The sequence below is a fragment of the Sporosarcina sp. FSL K6-5500 genome (assembly GCF_038005665.1).
GTDB lineage: Bacteria > Bacillota > Bacilli > Bacillales_A > Planococcaceae > Sporosarcina > Sporosarcina psychrophila.
The window spans coordinates 4,135,489-4,154,056 of record NZ_JBBOTP010000001.1 but is presented as its reverse complement, the minus strand read 5'-3'; the positions used below and the strand labels follow the sequence as shown (position 1 = coordinate 4,154,056).

Below are 18,568 nucleotides of genomic sequence, written 5' to 3'. Positions count from 1 at the left end.
AAAGAGTTCGAAATAATATGATTAAACAAGAAATTGTACAGGGGCTTAATAGGGGAGATGGAAATATTGAAAATAATAAAAGTTATCTTATCAGTTATTGTTATAGCATTAGCAGGTTATGGTCTAATTACTAAAAACTTTGAGTTTATGCCATATATGATGTTGTTCTTAGGTGTGTTTATGTTGGTTACGGGGATTTCGGAACTACAAGCAAAAAAGAAAACAAGTGCGATATCTTTTATCCTTGCAGCAGCATTTTTATTTTTTGTTGCCATTTACACTTTTTAAGCTTACGGGGCAGGATACTAAATAAAGAGGGGAGTTGTATAAATACCAACTTGTCAGAATTGTGGTCGGAAATGGAGTTGGAAAGACACGATCACTCAGGTATTTAGAATCAATTTGAGATGTCCTTATTGTGAAGGTGTCCAGTATTTATCTGCAAAATAAAGGGTACGTGCTTCTCTTTTATATCTTCCAGTCCTTATTATTCAATTCTTTTTATTAACTTCGCATCTATCCTATTCTAGTATTATAGGAATCAATGTTATTTTGCTGGCTTTAGCAACCGTTCATATGCCATTCATTTATTAATTATGCAATGAAGAAGAACCTCTCTGGTAGAACTTTTCAATTCATTGTTATTCCATTAAAGAAAGGCTGCTTAAGTGGAAGATCATAGAGTTGCTAAAGCATCTCCTTTTTTACTTGAACTCCAATGAAAATTAAACGCCAAACTTCGCAAAAATGACAACACTAAAGGAGATACTGCTCAATATTTTTTAAAAAAGAGTGCAGCGTCTAGTTCCTGACTCAGATTATTTGTTGGATTAGGAGACTTCTGGTTCAGTGATTGTAATGTTGTACCCTAAGTTTTCGAGCCTTCGAACAGAATACCGTACAATGGATTGTTGTTTTTGTTTGTCGAAATAATCTTCGCCTAAGTCTACATAAATTTCTTTGCGTATTAAGAGATAATAGGCAATCTTCAAAATGGCATGGCGACAGAAATACCTGCACGTTTTTTTCCTTTCCGTGCTGCTGTACGCCTATACATTGCTCCAAGATAGGTTTTTGACCCTCTTATAGAGTGAGCGGCTTCTATTTGAACTGCTCAAATTGATTAGTTACCCATCGCTCTTGATTTTTCACAATGTATTTTCAACCGCTATTAATCAATGGTATTAGGGCGTTTGTTTGTTAAATTCATAAAACGAAACGATCTTTATCACGAACCTTACAGCTCATTTCATGCAGCAAATAATCCTCAACAGCTACTCGTATCTTTCCTTCCGATTCATTCCATCCCACCCGGTTTTCCCGATAGTTAATTTCTTCCTCTAGCCACTAAAAAAGGGGAGTAAGCACTTTGTAATTGTAAAATAAAAATGTATACCTCTAAAATTTCCTTTTGGTAATGTGCATATTAATAATATGTGTAACATTATAAACAATCTATGATGTAATAAAACATCATGTACAATTTCTTGTCTTTAATCATACAGAGTAGAGTGGGTGCCTTTTTTGTTTGTCGAATTAAAAAGGTATTCGTATGAATCAGGACGAATAAAGAGCGATGCTCTGTTTTTCTTCAACTATTGGGGAGATTAGGACAACAATCAGTTATTGTAGAAGTATAGAAATACGAGGGGGATAATAATGCTTATTGATTTATTGTCGAACCGGTCTGATTATGTTAATGATGTTTCAAATATGATATATAAAGAATTTGTAGTAAATACAGGTAGTAAAATGACTTTTGAAGAAGTCTGTATATACTTTTCAAATACAAATTCCGAACGATTTCCAATTACTTTAATTGCAATAGAAGAAAACGAGTGTACAGGTACTATATCAATATTTGAAAATGATTTAAAGGAACGGGAATTGTACAAACCATGGCTCGCTTCTTTATATACAAAACCTGAGCATCGGGGTAAAGGAGTAGGGCAAAAGCTGATAACTGAAACTTTAAAAGTTATAAAGAAATTAGGTTATAAAGAATTATATTTAAGAACAGAAAATGCTTCAGATTACTATCGAGATAGAGGATGGAGTTTTGTCGAGACTATTACAGATGATAAAGGTCAAAAAATTGATGTTTTCAAGTTTGATCTTAACAATAAAAAAATAATCAATTAAAGAGTGGTAATCAATAACTAATTAACTATTCCAATTACTTATTTTTCGGCATAACTAAAAGGAAGAGGTTGTCAAAATGACGAAAGAAGTTATTTTAAATTACGATGATTTATTAAATATGTTAGATAATCAATTAAGAGAACCTAGAGAATTTTGGGAAGGTTTTTATTCTAATCGTGATAAGGAAATACCATTCTTTAAAATAAAAGGTCCTGATGAGAACTTAGTTGAGTATTACGAGAATGGTCTAAATCCAACTCGTGTACTAGAAATTGGTTGTGGACCAGGTAGAAACGCTATTTATATGGCTCAAAAAGGTTGTAAAGTGGATGCTCTAGATATTTCACAGAATGCTATTGATTGGGCAATGGAAAGGGCAAGAAAAGATGAAGTAGATATAAACTTTTATTGCCATTCATTATTTAGTTTTCCCTTTGAACCTAATTCATATGACTTTGTTTACGATTGTGGTTTACTTCATCATTTAGCGCCACATAGGCGGTTATCATATTTAGAAGTAATTAAAAAAGCACTTAAACCAAATGGCTATTTTGGTTTGGTGTGCTTCAATACAGATGGTGCATTAGATACTTCTGATTGGGAATTTTATAGAGCGGGTAGTTTAAATAAAGGTATAGGTTATACAGAAAAGAGACTTAAAGAAGTATTAGCAAAGGACTTTGACATCCTTAATTTCAGGAGAATGAAAAAGATTACTCAACCGAATCAATTTCATATCTCTGAGCCCTTGCGGCTCTAAGTATAAAACGGCAAGAAAATAGAGCACCTCCCCAAATCCTGTATAATGAGAGTTCTGACACACACATTAACAGACTGGAGAAATGCTCTATGCCTATTATACGACAAGAAAGCCTGTTTGACATGAAAGTTTTATTTGATTTGGAACCTACCCATCGATTTAATTCAATTTTATCCGGTATTGAGATTCATCCGATCCTTGACGTAGTAATGAAAAAGTCTAGATTCGGACCTAAACAATCGCTTAATTACTCTGCAATGATCTATTCATTGATCATCCGAATCACCGAGCGTATTCCTTTTATTAAAGACTTAGTAAAACGTCTCTCTACAGACTTACGATTTAAAGTTGATTGTGGATTCTTGGTATCAGATGAAATCCCATCCGAAGCTTCTTATTCACGTATGATCACATTGATTAGCGATTCTGATGCGTTAGAAATTGTTCAAGAAAGCCTACTTCTTCAGGCTATATCAGAAGGTTTCGTCTCAGATGAAACGATAGCCATTGATGCAACGCATGTAGAAGCACGTGATCGTGCTCCATATAAATCAGATAAGGTTGAAAAAGAACCCCAAAAACGAGGGCGTAAAAAGAAAGAGGAACGTGAACAATGGCTAATTGATAAAGCCGAAATAGAAGCGAATCTTCCGGTTTACGAAAAGAAAATTGAATACCAACTTGATATACCGCTTAAGGAACTTCGTTCCTCAGTTCCCACACAACCAAAGTGGGGAATAAAGAAGAACAGTGAAGGGAAAAACGTATTTTGGTACGGATTCAAATGTCATCTGGCAGTTGGGACGAAGAGCCAATACATTCTTCAATCTCTGTTTTCCTCTGGTAATCTTAACGATGGAAAAGCTGCAATCCCATTATTAAAAGGTACTAAAGAACGCCTTCCGTTATTGAAAATAAAACATGTGACAATGGATGCTGGTTACGACTACCAACCAATTTATGAACAGATTTATCGTAATGGAGCGCAATCTATCATTGCTTATAATAAGAAGAACGAGCCCGAGCCAATAGGCTTTGATGAGCATTTCGCACCCACATGCGTGCGGGAACATTCCTATCGTTATGATAGCTTCGATGCGAAGTACAAAACGTTGAAATACACACGGCCAAACGAATGTAAGGACTGCCCATTAGCTAACGACAGTTTATGTCAGAAAATCTATAAAAAGAAAATTTCTGGCGATCTAAGACGTTACACAGCACCAGCACGTGGGTCAATGAAATGGGATGAAATTTATAAGGAACGAAGTTCCGTTGAACGTGTAAATGCTTATCTAAAAGGCTTTTTTCTGCTAGATCAGATTTATCATTGTACCGGAGTCAAAGCCAAAGTTCATTTCGACTTGGTTCATATTGCATACAATGCCAGTAAACTTGCAGTTGATCGTCTTACACAGCTTCAACTATCCGCAACAGCATAATCGTCTATTTCATTCGTTTTTTTAAGAAATCATTTCAAATTCTGTTTCTTTATGATTTTTTAAAAGTACGCATTATGAAATTGATTCAACCAAGTGAATTTTTCGGAGAAGAGTTTTTGTGGACAAGCTTAATGCAAATGAAATAGTTTTTGAAATAACCGGGAGCGTTAGTTGAACAAAAAGAGATCTTCTATTGACGGTCTTACATTTGCTTGCTAGACGAACGTTTATTCGGTATAATGAATCAAGACAGGGAACGAATGTACGCAATCGGTTAATTAAGTCAGTTGAATATGACGAATCCCTAGATATGGATATACATGGCTGCAGACGAATCTAATTAGCAAACGAAGAATCAATGTACTGCAGGTCGCTGAGGTATCATTCCATGCCTAGTGTTTCTACGTAACCCCAATCAGAAATTTACACTTGATAACGTGCTGGCGCTTGTTCCCATCGTATATAAAGAAAGAATGGTGATCTAATGCCGTTAATCCCAGGAGAAGCATTACCGTATTTCGAGAATATGATTTATTTACCGATGATTATAAGTATCTTGGAGAGAGACCGAGAAGTGATTGAAACAAGCTCATTCAAGTTGAAAGGACCTTACACCTATATCGTTGAAAGTGCGTTAAAGACCGTTCGAGCTGAATTGGCAGAAACGAATAATTATGCACGAAGAAAAAACATGAAGTTAATTAAAAGGGGAAAAGATGGGACGTTCACCGAGTATGCATTTATTCATGGCGGCTATGAGGACAAGAGACGCTACTTGAATATACGGCTACGTAACAGGACGGAAGAATTGATTGGTATTTATTTTGCAATGGTAGAAAATCAAGGCATAAGGGGAGTTGCTACAACGTGATTGATCAGAGCGCTGAAGAGTTGGCCATATCACTGATGTTTAGGGAACACCTAGCGGAATTAAGAGACTGGTACAGAAAGAATGATGAAAATGGTAGCACTTCCAAAACCACCGAAATCAAAGGCTGCAGCGGTAGGCCCAAAACTAATAGGAACATATGTTCTTGAAGTTGGCGGGAGAATTGGTGAATCAATAGAATTCGCCGTAGAAGTTGGAATCATGATATTTGCCCATAAGCGGTATGAATCATTTACAGGAGTCGTTAAAGATATAGAAAATCAGCGAGGTTTTTCGGTTTATGCAAAATTATGGAATTAACGTCTTGAACCAGTACAACGAGTTGATTATAGACGTAGCAAGCAACACTTATGCGGATATAAAAGAATGTGAAAATGGTAGTTGTATTTAATCTTTGTCGTCAGATTGGCAAGGGTTTAGAAAAGAAACAAGCTAATAGGTTGGTAGAAAAACTCAATAAATACTTTCATACTGAATTAAGCGGAGAGGACTTACATTTGATATATTTGGAACTCTGTTATAGGTCTAAGTTTGAAGATTTTAAAGACTTTATAAAACGCGGATTCCCTATTGAAGAACTAAGAAGGTAACACACAGTACAAACAAAGCGCATATAAAAAAAAGCCGATTAGGTTTAATCAGCTTTTGGTTTCTTAATTTTTATTATTTGGTAGATGTCATATAAAATCCTAACTGAGAATATAGAGACTGCTAACGCTTTCATCAGTATACTTCCGTTTTGGAGGAATAGAATTACATATATCAATACAAGTAAAAGGAAAATATTTATAACTTTGTTAGTTACCTCTGATATAAACAAGTAGAACACCAACTTTCTAAATATAAGCTTCGCTGGCCTCTGCCTTATGAATAGACCGAACGAAGGAACGAAGGAACGAAGGAATGTGGGTACATGATGTCAAGAGACTTGGAAGGGTACGTCGACATAAGAAAACGCAGAGATCCAATGTGCATAACATATTGGATTAAAACCAGTTATTAGAACTGGTTTCGGCGAAGCGTACTACCATACTCGCAATTTTTAACACAAATTACATTATGTGTTTCTAGGAAGGTTGAAAAATATTTTTTGGCACTCTGAAAAATGGTGATAACCGTTGGTGCATCAACATTTATAGGGGGAGTTATCTAATTTACGTATGTAAAACCAATAAGTTTCAAATGTTTCAATAATAATTGAGTCACGGTACGAACATTAAATGTAGGAAAAGAGACAAATACACTCTGTCTTCTTACCGTTAAATTTGTTTGGAATTTCTTTAAGTATAGTATTTCGTTCTTTTTGGACATTGATAAAACTGATAACGAACCAGATAATAACCAAATAAATAATGAAAATAAATATCGGAGTGAAAGACCCTATTGGATATCCCTCCCTTTTTAACTCGTAAAGGAGTATGACATAAAGTCAATTAAAGGTGAGTGATCAGTACAAAGAAGAAACGAATGGGGGAACCAAGTGACAGGTGAAAGTAGTGAATAAAATACTTGAATTGTTTGGTGGTATTGGTGCTCCAAGAAAGGCATTGATCAATCTAAGAATCAACCATAAATCCATTGATTATAAAGTGGTATTCGTATAAATATGGGCGAATAAAGAACAATGCTCTGTTCTTATTCAACTGGCGGGACTGATTCGTTAAATAAGATCCCTTCCATCTGTTTGATTGTGTGTCAGCTCATGTTATAATGAGGAGCTTAGGATAATTACGACTTTAACTCATAATTGAACGGATGCCCAAAAAAAGCCTCCGCCTATAGATAAAATATGGAGGTGTAAGAGAATGATTAAACGATGGACGATCGATAAAATTAGAGAATTTGTTGAGAAAAATTCGGAAAGTAAGTTGTTAACGACTGAATATCTCGGTTTTTCTCAAAAGTTACAATTTAAATGTGCATGTGGTAGCAACTTTGAAAAAACATTTACGAAATTTAATAATAATAACCAACGTAAATGTGACGTGTGCCAACCGCCAAAAGCATCACGCAGCGTAGAGTGAATAAATGAAGTGCTGATTTCTATTAAAGAGAAATTGGCGCTATTTTTATTTTATGGGAGTAAGATAGATGCCCTTATCAAAATACAAACAGATGAACCATACATGTCTATAAAAGAAAGGAAGCAAAATGAAAAATATGAATTTTAGTGAAGCCGTTGAACGTTCTTTACAAATAAGAAAAACCTACCATAATTTGGAACGACAGTATTATGAAAAAGAATGGACAGTAGAAGAAGATGCGTTAGCTTTCCTGACAGATGCTGGTTTGGTAGGTCGTCTAACAATGTCTCAACAGGGGCGTTGGCCAACAAATGGAGAAACTGAATCTGAACTTGAACATAAGCTTGGTGAATGTATGTGGTGGCTGATTAATTTGGCTGACCGCACGGATATTGATATTAGTGAAGCATTGGAAAAATTCTTAACCAAAACCGAAAAGAAAATAGGGGATTGAGCTAATAAGCTTATTGATAATAGCGCATAACCAAAAAAGCTGAGCTATAAGAATGATAATATGGAATGGATAGGTAAATGAAAAATCATCCCCATACATCCACCCACCCTAGAATATAGGCAAGGCTGGGGCAGTAACCAGAGTAGGATTGATCTCCCGTAAGTGCTGCCAATATTGGGAACGACAGTCTGTGATGCACTGTGGTCGTTGGAGCCAGGGCTTCTCTGCCCATCATAGTAGATCGACCCAATACCCGTTCAGCACACATTTTCATCCTCTATGGTGTAGCTCTGGCCTTGCGCTATATGTATTGTTAGCAGGCGCATTAGTCGAACAACAGGAGATTGTCTATTGACAGTCTTTAATATGGACAATCCGAGAACACTGTTGTGTCAACGTTGCCTAGTTATCCATAAGAAGGTTAAATAAGTACAAAACCAAAGCTACCTGTCCACAAATTGAAATTGTGGCTGGGTCGCTTTTTTACGTTAAGCAAAAAGTTGCGTAATATCAAACCAAAAAGAGGACTTCCTCACTGTAAGTCGAATTACAAGTGTGGGGGAAGATGTAAATGCGTTACGATAGAAACAACTTAATCGTATTAATGAAAAGTGACCTTGCAAATTATCCTTGTCGAAAATATAATGATGAATCATTCACTAATAACGAATTATCAAAAAAGGATAAACAAATTATTGATAGTAGTAAATATAAAAAATGTAATGGGTGTGGTGGTAATATGTCTGCAGAAGAAAAAGAAAGAGAGAGATTAAAGGCAAAAGAACAACAGAAAAATCCAGGTAGCACTTTAAATAATACGTGGGCACAAGCAACCACAGGTGCACCAAGTGGTAGCTGTTTAATAAATATTATTTCATTCATTATGATTATAGTATTTGTGTTTTTAATTAGGGCTTATTCAAATTAATACTTATTCAACTTACTGGAGCATCAGTTGGAAAAAGGATAAAATCTTTAAGAATAGCCGATTCTTCTTCAATAAGTAAGGTAGACGAAAAACTATGTTAGATTCAATTCGGCGAAAAATTGGAAAGGAGTTTCCACTTATGGATACGTTAACAATTAAAGAACTTCAATCACGCAATGAAATTATTGAAGCATTTCCTGTTATGAAGCAGTTACGAACTCACTTGGATGAAAATACTTATCTTGAAATAGTAATTGCTGCGCAAGAGAATGATAGATATAAAATGTTCGCTTTACTAGATGGTGGTGAAATTGTTGCAGTTACTGGTTTGAAGCCGATGATAACACTTTCTAGTGGCAGATTTATTTGGATTTGTGACTTGGTTACAGATACTACTATACGTTCAAAAGGATACGGTGAAAAACTACTTACATATGTTCATGAATGGGCAAAAGAAAATAATTATGAAAGTGTTTCTTTATCTTCAGGATTACAGCGTACAGATGCACACCGTTTTTATGAGGATAAAATGAAGTATGCCAAAACTAGTTATGTGTTTAAAACAACTTTAAAATAAATATGATATTTCACTAATGGATGTAATAGTTGAACAAGAGAAGATTGTCTATTGACGGTCTTCTCTTGTTTGTTCGGAATAAGAGCATTCATTCTGTGCGTTTGGTGAAAAGAGGAAACTAGTGTGCATAATAAATGTGCTACAGGTTGGAGAAGTATCATTCCGTGTTAATTGTTTTCTATGCAAAACCAATTAAAGGGGCCTTACATCAATCTTATAGAAGAAACATCTTACGTTTTTGTATGATATTCAGTGGTGTGCCATTATAAAAATTCCTCTTATTGTTAGTCAGCTAACGACTATGATGAATGGGATTTTATAATGGCCATTTTTTGTCTAAGTTTAGTTGGCAAAGTTAATTATATAACTAGAATAAATTCAATCAGTAACTATCAAGCCTAATAGAGAAGCAAATTGAATTGCTTGGAAAGAACTCACTTTGCAGCCTTTAAGATCTGCTAGAGATACTGTAAGTGATTCAAAAGTAGAATTACTAATATCGATTCCTTTAAGTGGTGTCTTTTCAAAGTTTGCACTGTTTATGTTGCATAATCTAAATTCGACGTTTTTAAATATACAATCATAAAAATCAGAGCTTACTAATGATGTGTCTAGAAATTTAACTTTTTCTAGTTTTGAATTTCCGAATGAGGCTAAGTTCAGTGAAGAATTATCAAACTCAACATTGCCAAATCGAGACTCTGTAAAATCCAGACCTAATAATTTACAATTTTTAAATACCGTCCTATGTATAGAAGAACTACTCAAGTTAGCATTTGAAAAATCGCAGTTATCAAAAATAACATCAGTAATGTCGATATTACTAAAATTAGTATTGTTAAACTTACAATTTTTTAAAGACATTTTAGATAATCGCACTCTATGCAACACTTCATTAGCAAAAAAGGAATCATTAATTATACATAATTCAAGTTCTGGATCTTCTTGGTAAAAAATATCTTGGAAATTGATTGTAGGTAAATCGTTTGGTATTCTTGGTGAATCGATTTTCATTTAACTACCTCTCTCAAATATAAATTTTGTGCATTTGTTTAAGGAAAGAACTTCATCCCTTGAATAGCAACTCTAAGCTATTATTGATTATTATAAAAGACTATATTTTTAAGGGAATCTGTGTGCAACGTTAGGAGCTTTTCTTAAATTAACGGCGAGATTCAGTTAAATACGCGAAGTTTCTCCAACGCTAACTTATCAACATCAAGAAAATAAAGTATTCATTTTACTTTAATTTTTGTTATCGATGGATACTCAGAATAGAAAGTTATGGGTATTTGGGCAAGATGTGTCTGAAGATGATGGTAGAAAATTAAAAGACCTGCGAGCGAAAAGACAGAACTCAATGCAATCATTAAGGGGGAACCTGAATTACTATGTCACCATAGTCAAGGTGATATGATTTTCAGCTTTAATCAATTCTATAAAATATCTTGGTTTGATTCTATTTCTACAACAAACGAACACCTAGGTTGAGAGGTGTATTTTTTATGACCAATCTGAATCCTTTTATTAGGATTGATATTCCTTTTTTTGTCGGATATTATAGTATTTAAGCATTAAGGTGTTAGAGTGTTAAAGTGTTAGATATATGAGGAGTGGTTTTATGAGTGGGGCTGTCAAAGTTTATGCTATTACTGAATTTGGACTGGGAGCTAGAGGGAGCAGTGAAGGAATTGTTGATTTTCAAACTGCGCAATTGATGATGGATGCGGACATTGTTAGGATAAGCAATAAATGCTACCGAGTAAAATACAAAGAGGTTACAGAATGTGGGAAAATAAATTTTTATTCTGAAGAAATTATCAGAAAAAGTTTTACGGAATTGAAATTAAGTGAAATCGAGTAATACTATAACGTTCGTCCATCACTGGCGATTATTTATTTAAAGGATTCCTTCCTCATTTGTCGAATGGTAGAAGGAAGAGGAGGGATTACATATGACTAATGAAGAAAGAAATAAATTATCAGATATACTATTACAAAGTCTTTATGATTATCATTTCGCTAATAATGGAGGAAGTTATAAATTACCCAAAGCAATGATAAATGCAGACGTAAACAGCAAACTGGCTATTGAATACCTAATCGAAAAGGAATATGCCATAGACAGTGGGCAAGGGTCAGATAATCTAGTATTAGCAATAACAACGCAAGGGATGGACTATATAAAAAACAAATAACTGTATGCATTAATCGATTAACAAGAACGTCTATCCGGGCGTTCTTTTTTATTTACCCATAAATAGAGAAAAGGGGAGTGAGGAGACAAGTGGAGGGGAAGAACATGCAGGATATAGTACAGGCCCAGGAAAAGAGGATTATCAGTCTGGAGTAGAACTATTAAGAAGTTCAACGTGAAGTGAAAAAATGACCGACACAATCGTCAGCAGCTCGATTCGTTGTCAGTGAGAAGGTTAAATTGAACAAAGCTAGAGCGACCCGTCCACAGATTAGTGAGGAGGTCGCCAATTCGAACATCAAGTAAAGTAATGAATGGGATGGACGCGTTCAAAGAGAAAGAACGATAAATTGTTATTTTTGATAAGTATATGGACACATTTGGTCGGCGTATTGCTCTACAGAATGTGGGACTGGATATGAGGTGGTTTCTTTCACTCTGTTACAGTCCTTTGGGGGTCCGATAAATGTAGAAGGCTCAACGGGAGCAATTGCTTTTTTCCATTGACTCTCATCCATACAATAGGTATGTGCCATAATATTCGAAGGCGTTAATTTTAAGAGGTCAGACCCTAGAATTACTTCCGGAGTTGGTGCATCAAAAATACCTAAAAAATGAGTGTTATTAGCAGTAGCTACTATATAGTGCCACCATCCTTGCGGCACGTTTGCAACTTGCCCAGGGGTAATAGGATAATTTTGGATTTCTTTTGTAAAAGGATTCAGAAATGAAACAGTACAAGCTCCAGAAATACAATAAACAAGCTCTGCAGCATGTTGATGGTAATGTGGCTCGATGACATTGCCAACGCTAAGAAAGATATCAAGTAATGACACATTTTCTAATGTGTTTAATTGCTTGATACCTAACACATTAATAAAATTTTGATTGTCTTTTTTGAAAATCGGACTGTCATTTACGTCAAAAGTGAACTGAGTTGCTGGTGAAGTGTAATCAATATTCGAACTCATAAGTACATCCTTCCTTATATGATGTCAAATATGCATTGGTAGCATACTTTTACAGGATATGTATGAATCCACTTTAGTGTGAAGGGTCATTTACTTTCTTGCGCTGATACATGTGCGGTCCGATAAACAGTGGACACATTATGTGAAATAAAAAAAGCCATTAAAAATAGAAATAGACTTAATCGTCTATTTCCTTCTGCATCGCTGCCCATTGTGCTTTATGTTTAGATTTTGGGATGCCATGATACTGTTCATAGCAGCACATTCTACAAGAACAATGGACTTTTCCTTTGCTTAATGTTCCACGCACGGGCATGGACTCGCCTTCTCGTTGCAGAGCATCTTTTAGAATTGCCCATTTTCTTTGAATGATTCTCTCTCGCTGATGGCGAGTATAGGCTTTGGAACGGTTTTTCATTTGGATCAGCTCCCTTGGAGAAACCCGAGCTTGCAAGGCACGTCAAGGGGTGTTGCAGCACGCCCTACAAGCTGGGTATTGAGCTGATCAACTGTATTAATATAATCATGGCTTTAGTTCCTTTCATTATGTATTAAATGATAGTACCACAGAGGCAATCGGAACACATTATGAAAACTGTTTAATACGCAGTTTGAACATTAAGCGAAAGAGCAATATATGAATCCGATAAACTTAATAGCAAACATATCAAACGCATATCGCGCACGTATTTCCGAGTGAGGATAATACGGATATCATGCCTAAATTGATTGAAACAACAAAAGTAAGTGAATAATAAAAGTACATTATTGTTGTTCCAAGAAATGAGGGTATGGTATGAGTGAGAAATTGACGGGAGAGGAAGAATGTGTGAATATAACTTATTATTTCACGGTGATATTCACAGCAATTGGAACCGTTTTAGTCTTCTATTTTTTGTACCAAAAAGTAGGGAGGGTAGATCTTTTTATTATTTTACTTTCAACCTCTGCAGGCGGTATACCTATAGGGTTCATTGGTGCATTTATTGATTATAAGGTTTCAGCATATAAGTTTGAAAAGAGAAGTTATGAGCAATGAAAAAAGTCCGAATTCCTCTCGTATAACACTGGGAGGGGATTGGTAATGGCGGAATTAATAATAGAGTTTGCTATAGTGGATAAGTACTCCGGTTAGCTATACACACATGGCACTATTCGCAACACTACCCTCATAACGTGATAGAATGTAAACTAGACACTCTATTGAATGTTTGGTTATTTTGTGTTTTCACTGGGATATGTGATTGTAGCACCACACACTAATTATTATTTTAAATCTACGGTTTGCTATGCTAGACAGAAAGCTCGAATTATAAAAAATAGCGAACCACTTGGGTACGCATGACAAAGAGCCGTCTATGAAGATTTATTTAATTGTAAGACGGCTTATTTTATTTAGTGTTACATGCCACTTTAGTGTGAAAAGATACTCTCCATTACAGTGTTGTCCCAGCAGTTTTCTCTTCTTGACATGCTTGGAATAAAGCCAAGTTTCTTTGATTGTTTATGGTGTTGAAGTGATGTAAAGACAGTTCCTTGATCAATATGGAGAAGAAAACCTTCCATCCTAGATAGGATAATTAGAGTTCTTGCATAGACTAGACTATACCCTACTTTGTCCGTTTTAGGGGGATGACCAGAGTTTCCCTCAGCAATGAACGCCCAGAGCTATTTGTTTTACTGAAAGAAAGGAACGAGTAAATGTCTAAAAAAGTAACTAAACAAAACGCATTTCTTATTATTTTCGCGATTTTTGCGATATCCATTAACATGAGGCCAGCTATCACTTCCATTGGGCCCATGCTTGAAACAATTCGTGAGCAGTTGACGTTATCTAATGCACAGGTGAGTCTATTGACGGCGGTACCTGTCATTTGTATGGGCGTTTTTGCCTCAATGGCACCGGTGTTGAACCGGAAATTTGGATTGAAGTATACAATCTATGCAATGCTTATACTAATTGGACTAATGACCGCTTTACGCGGGTTCATTTCCAGTTTTTTAATTCTAATCGGAACAGCCTTCCTTATAGGTATCGCTATTGCAGTAATCGGGCCACTCCTTTCCGCAATGATCAAGCAGTATTTCCCGGACCGCGCTGCATCTGTTATCGGAATTTATTCATTCGGGATGGGGGTCGGGTCTGCAGCTAGTGCAGGACTGACGGCTGTATTTTTTGATAGAACAGGATCCTACTTGTTTGCACTTAGTATTTGGTCCATGCTAGCACTTCTCGGTCTAGTTGCCTGGTTTTTAGCAATGAGAGGGAACATGGAAGTACGTCAACTCGATTCCGTTGTCGTAAAGGGGAAACAGAAAAAGGTGAGATCCCCATGGAAAACACGGAAGGCATGGCTATTCTTACTATTTTTCGGTTTGCAGTCATCTGCATTCTTTTCAATTATTACTTGGCTCGCGCCAATTGCAATTTCTTCCGGAATGACATTGCTGCAGGCGGGAACTCTCCTTAGCATTATGACGACGGTCCAAATCTTTTTAAACATTCTCCTACCTTTGCTGATGGAGCGTTTTCCAGCACGAAAGTTTTGGCTTATGCTAATGCTTATTGCGGGGATGCTCGCAGTCGCGCTGTTCTGGACAGGGATCCATCCACTCATGTGGGCAGGCGCATTCATCATGGGGATACCACTTGGCGGTTTATTCCCCATAGCACTTCTTTTACCACTTGACGAGACAAAGACAGCTGAGGAAGCAAGTTCTTGGACTGCAATGATGCAAACAGGCGGTTTCATCATAGGGGGATTATTGCCTCTTCTGATTGCAGTTGTTTATGACGGGACGGCGAACCATCATTATACGTTCGGCATTATCATGTTACTGTATGTGATGATGCTCATCCTGACGTTTATGATTGGCGATAAAAAAATGCGTGAAGAATAATGAAGTAAATAGAGTGAAAACCCCACAGAGAAATATGTTCTTTGTGGGGTTTATTCAATTTAAGAGCTTTTAGAATAGAACTATTTTTACACTTCAGCTATAAATAAACATTTAAATGGTATTTTTACATTAAAAAAAGGTTTCCATTCGGTTCAAGAATGCTTTTGCAGATTGACTTAAATATTTATCAGTACGATAAAACATCTCTAAGTTCCTAGTAGGGGAATCCTTGATTGGAATAGCACGGATACCGAGTGATTGGAAACTTTCAATTAGTTGACTAGGTTGAATAGTAGCCCCAATCCCTGCTTTTACAAGTTGAAACAAAGATGTGGCTGATCCTGTTTCCAACAGGGCATCGATAGCAATTTCTTGACCTAAACACCAAGTCTCAATCAAATCTCGTCCAGAGAATCCCTTCGGATACATAACTAAAGGCAGATTTTCTAAGTCAGCAGGCAAGATAATACCTTTGTCTGCTAATTCATGGTCTTTAGTAACGAAAAGACTATACGATTCGGTATAAAAAGGGATGCGATTTAAACGACTGTCTGGTTGAATCGCTAGTCCAACACCAATATCAACTTCATTTTCTAACACCTTATTTAAAATATCAATCGATGGAATCACTTGCACTTTAGTATTTGGAAATTCTTTGTGAAAATCGATTAGTAATGCTGTTAATCGATAATCAAGATCGGATGGTAATACTGCTACACGTAAGTGACCGGTATTCAGATTTGTAAGATCTTCTATAGCATTTTTTGCGTTTTCTAGTTGTTGAACAATTTGCAATGCGTAGTGCTCAAGGAGATTACCTGCTTCGGTCTTAACGGTTTTTTTTCCAAGGCGATCGAACAGAGGTAGGCCTAATTCATCTTCCAATACCCGTATTTGCTGGCTTAGGGTTGGTTGTGAAATACCTAGTTTGTAGGCAGCTTCAGTAAAATGAAGTTCTTTGCATAACATAAGGAAATAGTGTAACTGCCTGATTTCCATTTAACATGCTCCTTTTATGATAGCTTACAGCTATGGTTTGTATAGAAAAAATAGTATTGAACTATTATAAGCGCAAATATACAATGAATGCAATGCTTAATGAAGGAGATGTTTCACATGCGTTTTGTTTATCTTGTGATGATTATATTTTTTGTTTCATTAAATTTAAGACCGTCGATTACTTCTGTTGGGCCTTTACTTGATATCATCCAAACGGATTTAGGTATGAGCGGGGTGACAGCTAGTTTACTAACCGCACTACCGGTTTTTTGTATGGGGCTATTTTCCATATTGGCCATTAAGTTAAATAAGCGTTTGGGAATGGAGAAGTCTCTGCTTATAGCAATGACTTTGATATTCGTTGCTACATTCCTTCGTATGTTCATTCATAATAGCTTTTTGTTGTTTGCGACAGCTTTATTCTCGGGGATTGGAATAGGGATTGCTGGACCATTAATTACAGGATTTATAAAAAAATACTTTCCCAACAATCATGGTTTAATGGGGGTTTATTCCGTGTCAATGGTGATTGGTGCAGCGGTTGCATCCAGTCTTTCTGTGCCTACATACCAGAGGATGAATGAATCTTGGCAACACGCATTAGGTTTCTGGAGTATATTAGCGGTTCCTGCATTTTTACTACTTATTCCACTTCTAAAAAAAGCGGAAAAGAGTACAGATACCCTGCCTATTTCAGCTTTTTTTGTAAAAAATAAAAGGGTGACATTATTCATGTTATTTTTTGGATGCATGGCGGCTATCTTTTATTCGCTAACAGCTTGGTTAGCACCAATCGTACAATCAATGGGTTTCAGCTATTCTCAATCCGGTTTGATTCTGACTCTATTTACAGTAATCCAAATTCCCATAAGCTTTTTACTACCTATACTCGTTAGCAAAACGGGTAATAGAAAAGTTTGGTTACTAGTCTGTAGTTTTTCAGAAATAGTAGGGATTTTGATTTTACTGCTAAATTACTCTCCGTGGATAGCTACAGTTTTCCTTGGTATTGGGGCTGGTGGTTTGTTTCCTTTGGCACTACTTCTACCTATTCAAGAGGCCAAAAATAGTGAAGAAACAGTGTCTTGGTCTGCGATGATGCAATTTGGTGGTTATCTACTCGGGGCCCTCGGTCCTGCATTTATTGGATTAACAATTGATGTTTTTGATAATTTTGTTCCAGCATTGGGAGGACTATTGATTATTTTATGTGTAATGCTTTTCACAATCTTAAAAATAGGGAACACTGAACAAGTTGAAGGATGAAATTGCTAAATTGTATTGAAAGAGGCTATTTAAATATGAAGAATTGATTTATTGATTTGGCGCTGTGAAAATTTAATGTTGTTCTATTTATTGTGATTCTACAATAAGAAGGTAGAATTTAGAATAGTAGCTACGTTTAACTGTGAAAAATTGGAGAGAAAAATCAACAATAACATTTACCAAAGCTGATAAAATCACAGAAATTGAGTTAACAATAAATAAGTAGGTGAAAAAAATGGAAATTATATATGAGACTAAACGTTTATATCTATGTGTGTTTAATGACTCTCACTTAGATTCAGTGAAAAAGTTTTGGGGTGATGAAGAAGTGATGGCATTATGCGATGGTGCTTCTTCAAGTGATGTGTTGGGCCGAGTTATCGAAGGCTATAGGAAATGTCATGAAATTAACGGTTTATCCGTGTACGCAGTAAAAGATAAAGAATCTAAAGAAATTATAGGTGCTGCTGGATTTAATTGTGTGAATTCATTAAGCGATGTGGAATTAATTTATCATTATAGTAAAAAATCTTGGGGCAAAGGTTTCGCAACAGAAGCGGCGTATGCTTGTGTAGAAATCGCCATAAATCATGGGGAAGTACAGGTTATCACTGCTTCTGCAAGTCCAGAGAATAAAGGGTCTTTAAAAGTATTAGAAAAGATTGGATTTCCTTTTAAATGCATGAAATGGTTTGAAGATACAGAGCAAGAAGAACTTTATTATGAATATAGGATATAGAAGTTATAAATAATCTACGAACTATAATGAATTGATAATAAAAAAATCTCTAAAACCTCTTTTCTTTTTTTCCTATTTCGTGATAGAGTAGTCCCTTATGCTTCACGCGCAACTCTGATTTCGCTTTTTATGTTACCGTCGCGCGTATGTATCAACGGTTGAAATACTGTTGCTTTAAAAAACAGTTTGACAATCACCTCAAGATGGGCAAATTTTTCATACCTACTTGCTATCTGTGCTTGGAAGCTTTATGCGGTACATCTACGACATATAATAGCA

20 protein-coding genes are annotated in these 18,568 nt (G+C 35.8%); 16 read left to right on the top strand and 4 right to left on the bottom strand.

Translation table 11 applies throughout. The annotated features are described in order from the left end of the window. Positions 1-57: 57 nt before the first annotated feature. The 10 genes from MKX62_RS19800 (at position 58) to MKX62_RS19755 (ending at position 9,216) form a co-directional block, all read left to right on the top strand. Positions 58-288 (top strand): DUF3953 domain-containing protein, encoded by a 231-nt coding sequence (locus MKX62_RS19800; RefSeq protein WP_231885671.1) that lies wholly within the window; start codon positions 58-60, stop codon positions 286-288. Between the two features lie 1,371 nt (positions 289-1,659). Then, positions 1,660-2,142 (top strand): GNAT family N-acetyltransferase, encoded by a 483-nt coding sequence (locus MKX62_RS19795; protein ID WP_338656588.1) that lies wholly within the window; start codon positions 1,660-1,662, stop codon positions 2,140-2,142. 76 nt (positions 2,143-2,218) lie between these two features. Further along, positions 2,219-2,902, top strand: a complete 684-nt coding sequence (locus MKX62_RS19790) for a class I SAM-dependent methyltransferase (RefSeq protein WP_340742152.1) — start codon at positions 2,219-2,221, stop codon at positions 2,900-2,902. An 89-nt stretch (positions 2,903-2,991) separates the two neighbouring features. Next, on the top strand, positions 2,992-4,344 hold the full coding sequence (locus tag MKX62_RS19785; RefSeq protein WP_338652378.1) for an IS1182 family transposase: 1,353 nt from the start codon (positions 2,992-2,994) through the stop codon (positions 4,342-4,344). A 484-nt stretch (positions 4,345-4,828) separates the two neighbouring features. After that, positions 4,829-5,215 carry a hypothetical protein gene (locus MKX62_RS19780; RefSeq protein WP_187047894.1) on the top strand — a complete coding sequence of 129 codons (387 nt, stop codon included), beginning with the start codon at positions 4,829-4,831 and terminating at the stop codon, positions 5,213-5,215. An 81-nt stretch (positions 5,216-5,296) separates the two neighbouring features. Further along, on the top strand, positions 5,297-5,533 hold the full coding sequence (locus MKX62_RS19775) for a hypothetical protein (RefSeq protein WP_340742151.1): 237 nt from the start codon (positions 5,297-5,299) through the stop codon (positions 5,531-5,533). 1,505 nt (positions 5,534-7,038) lie between these two features. Beyond that, positions 7,039-7,257, top strand: a complete 219-nt coding sequence (locus MKX62_RS19770; RefSeq protein WP_067209539.1) for a hypothetical protein — start codon at positions 7,039-7,041, stop codon at positions 7,255-7,257. 127 nt (positions 7,258-7,384) lie between these two features. Beyond that, positions 7,385-7,711: a MazG-like protein gene (locus MKX62_RS19765; protein WP_340742150.1), complete on the top strand. Its 327-nt coding sequence runs from the start codon at positions 7,385-7,387 to the stop codon at positions 7,709-7,711. A gap of 571 nt (positions 7,712-8,282) precedes the next feature. Continuing rightward, entirely contained in the window at positions 8,283-8,639 is a 357-nt protein-coding gene (locus MKX62_RS19760; RefSeq protein WP_340742149.1) for a hypothetical protein, read from the top strand. A 139-nt stretch (positions 8,640-8,778) separates the two neighbouring features. Continuing rightward, complete coding sequence (locus tag MKX62_RS19755; protein WP_338656598.1) at positions 8,779-9,216, top strand: GNAT family N-acetyltransferase; 438 nt, start codon at positions 8,779-8,781, stop codon at positions 9,214-9,216. 378 nt (positions 9,217-9,594) lie between these two features. On the opposite strand, the gene MKX62_RS19750 is transcribed toward MKX62_RS19755, so the two are convergent. Beyond that, complete coding sequence (locus MKX62_RS19750; protein ID WP_187044895.1) at positions 9,595-10,230, bottom strand: pentapeptide repeat-containing protein; 636 nt, start codon at positions 10,228-10,230, stop codon at positions 9,595-9,597. 607 nt (positions 10,231-10,837) lie between these two features. Between MKX62_RS19750 and MKX62_RS19745 the strand changes: the two genes are divergently transcribed. Together MKX62_RS19745 and MKX62_RS19740 are read left to right on the top strand one after the other, a co-directional pair. Then, a complete protein-coding gene (locus MKX62_RS19745; RefSeq protein ID WP_338656599.1) occupies positions 10,838-11,080 on the top strand; it encodes a hypothetical protein in 243 nt (80 codons plus the stop codon). 91 nt (positions 11,081-11,171) lie between these two features. Then, complete coding sequence (locus MKX62_RS19740; protein ID WP_338656601.1) at positions 11,172-11,414, top strand: hypothetical protein; 243 nt, start codon at positions 11,172-11,174, stop codon at positions 11,412-11,414. A gap of 352 nt (positions 11,415-11,766) precedes the next feature. Here MKX62_RS19740 and MKX62_RS19735 read toward each other — a convergent pair whose 3' ends face one another. Next, entirely contained in the window at positions 11,767-12,384 is a 618-nt protein-coding gene (locus tag MKX62_RS19735) for a cupin domain-containing protein (protein WP_340742148.1), read from the bottom strand. Between the two features lie 178 nt (positions 12,385-12,562). Next, on the bottom strand, positions 12,563-12,802 hold the full coding sequence (locus MKX62_RS19730) for a hypothetical protein (RefSeq protein WP_340742147.1): 240 nt from the start codon (positions 12,800-12,802) through the stop codon (positions 12,563-12,565). A gap of 378 nt (positions 12,803-13,180) precedes the next feature. Between MKX62_RS19730 and MKX62_RS19725 the strand changes: the two genes are divergently transcribed. After that, on the top strand, positions 13,181-13,423 hold the full coding sequence (locus MKX62_RS19725; RefSeq protein ID WP_338656604.1) for a hypothetical protein: 243 nt from the start codon (positions 13,181-13,183) through the stop codon (positions 13,421-13,423). A gap of 662 nt (positions 13,424-14,085) precedes the next feature. After that, positions 14,086-15,285 (top strand): MFS transporter, encoded by a 1,200-nt coding sequence (locus tag MKX62_RS19720; RefSeq protein ID WP_340742146.1) that lies wholly within the window; start codon positions 14,086-14,088, stop codon positions 15,283-15,285. Between the two features lie 129 nt (positions 15,286-15,414). Here MKX62_RS19720 and MKX62_RS19715 read toward each other — a convergent pair whose 3' ends face one another. Continuing rightward, positions 15,415-16,284, bottom strand: coding sequence for a LysR family transcriptional regulator (locus tag MKX62_RS19715; RefSeq protein ID WP_340742145.1), 870 nt, complete (start codon positions 16,282-16,284; stop codon positions 15,415-15,417). A 117-nt stretch (positions 16,285-16,401) separates the two neighbouring features. Between MKX62_RS19715 and MKX62_RS19710 the strand changes: the two genes are divergently transcribed. Both MKX62_RS19710 and MKX62_RS19705 read left to right on the top strand, forming a co-directional pair. After that, positions 16,402-17,550 carry an MFS transporter gene (locus MKX62_RS19710; protein WP_340742144.1) on the top strand — a complete coding sequence of 383 codons (1,149 nt, stop codon included), beginning with the start codon at positions 16,402-16,404 and terminating at the stop codon, positions 17,548-17,550. Between the two features lie 235 nt (positions 17,551-17,785). Beyond that, complete coding sequence (locus MKX62_RS19705; protein WP_067209475.1) at positions 17,786-18,289, top strand: GNAT family N-acetyltransferase; 504 nt, start codon at positions 17,786-17,788, stop codon at positions 18,287-18,289. Positions 18,290-18,568: the final 279 nt, after the last annotated feature.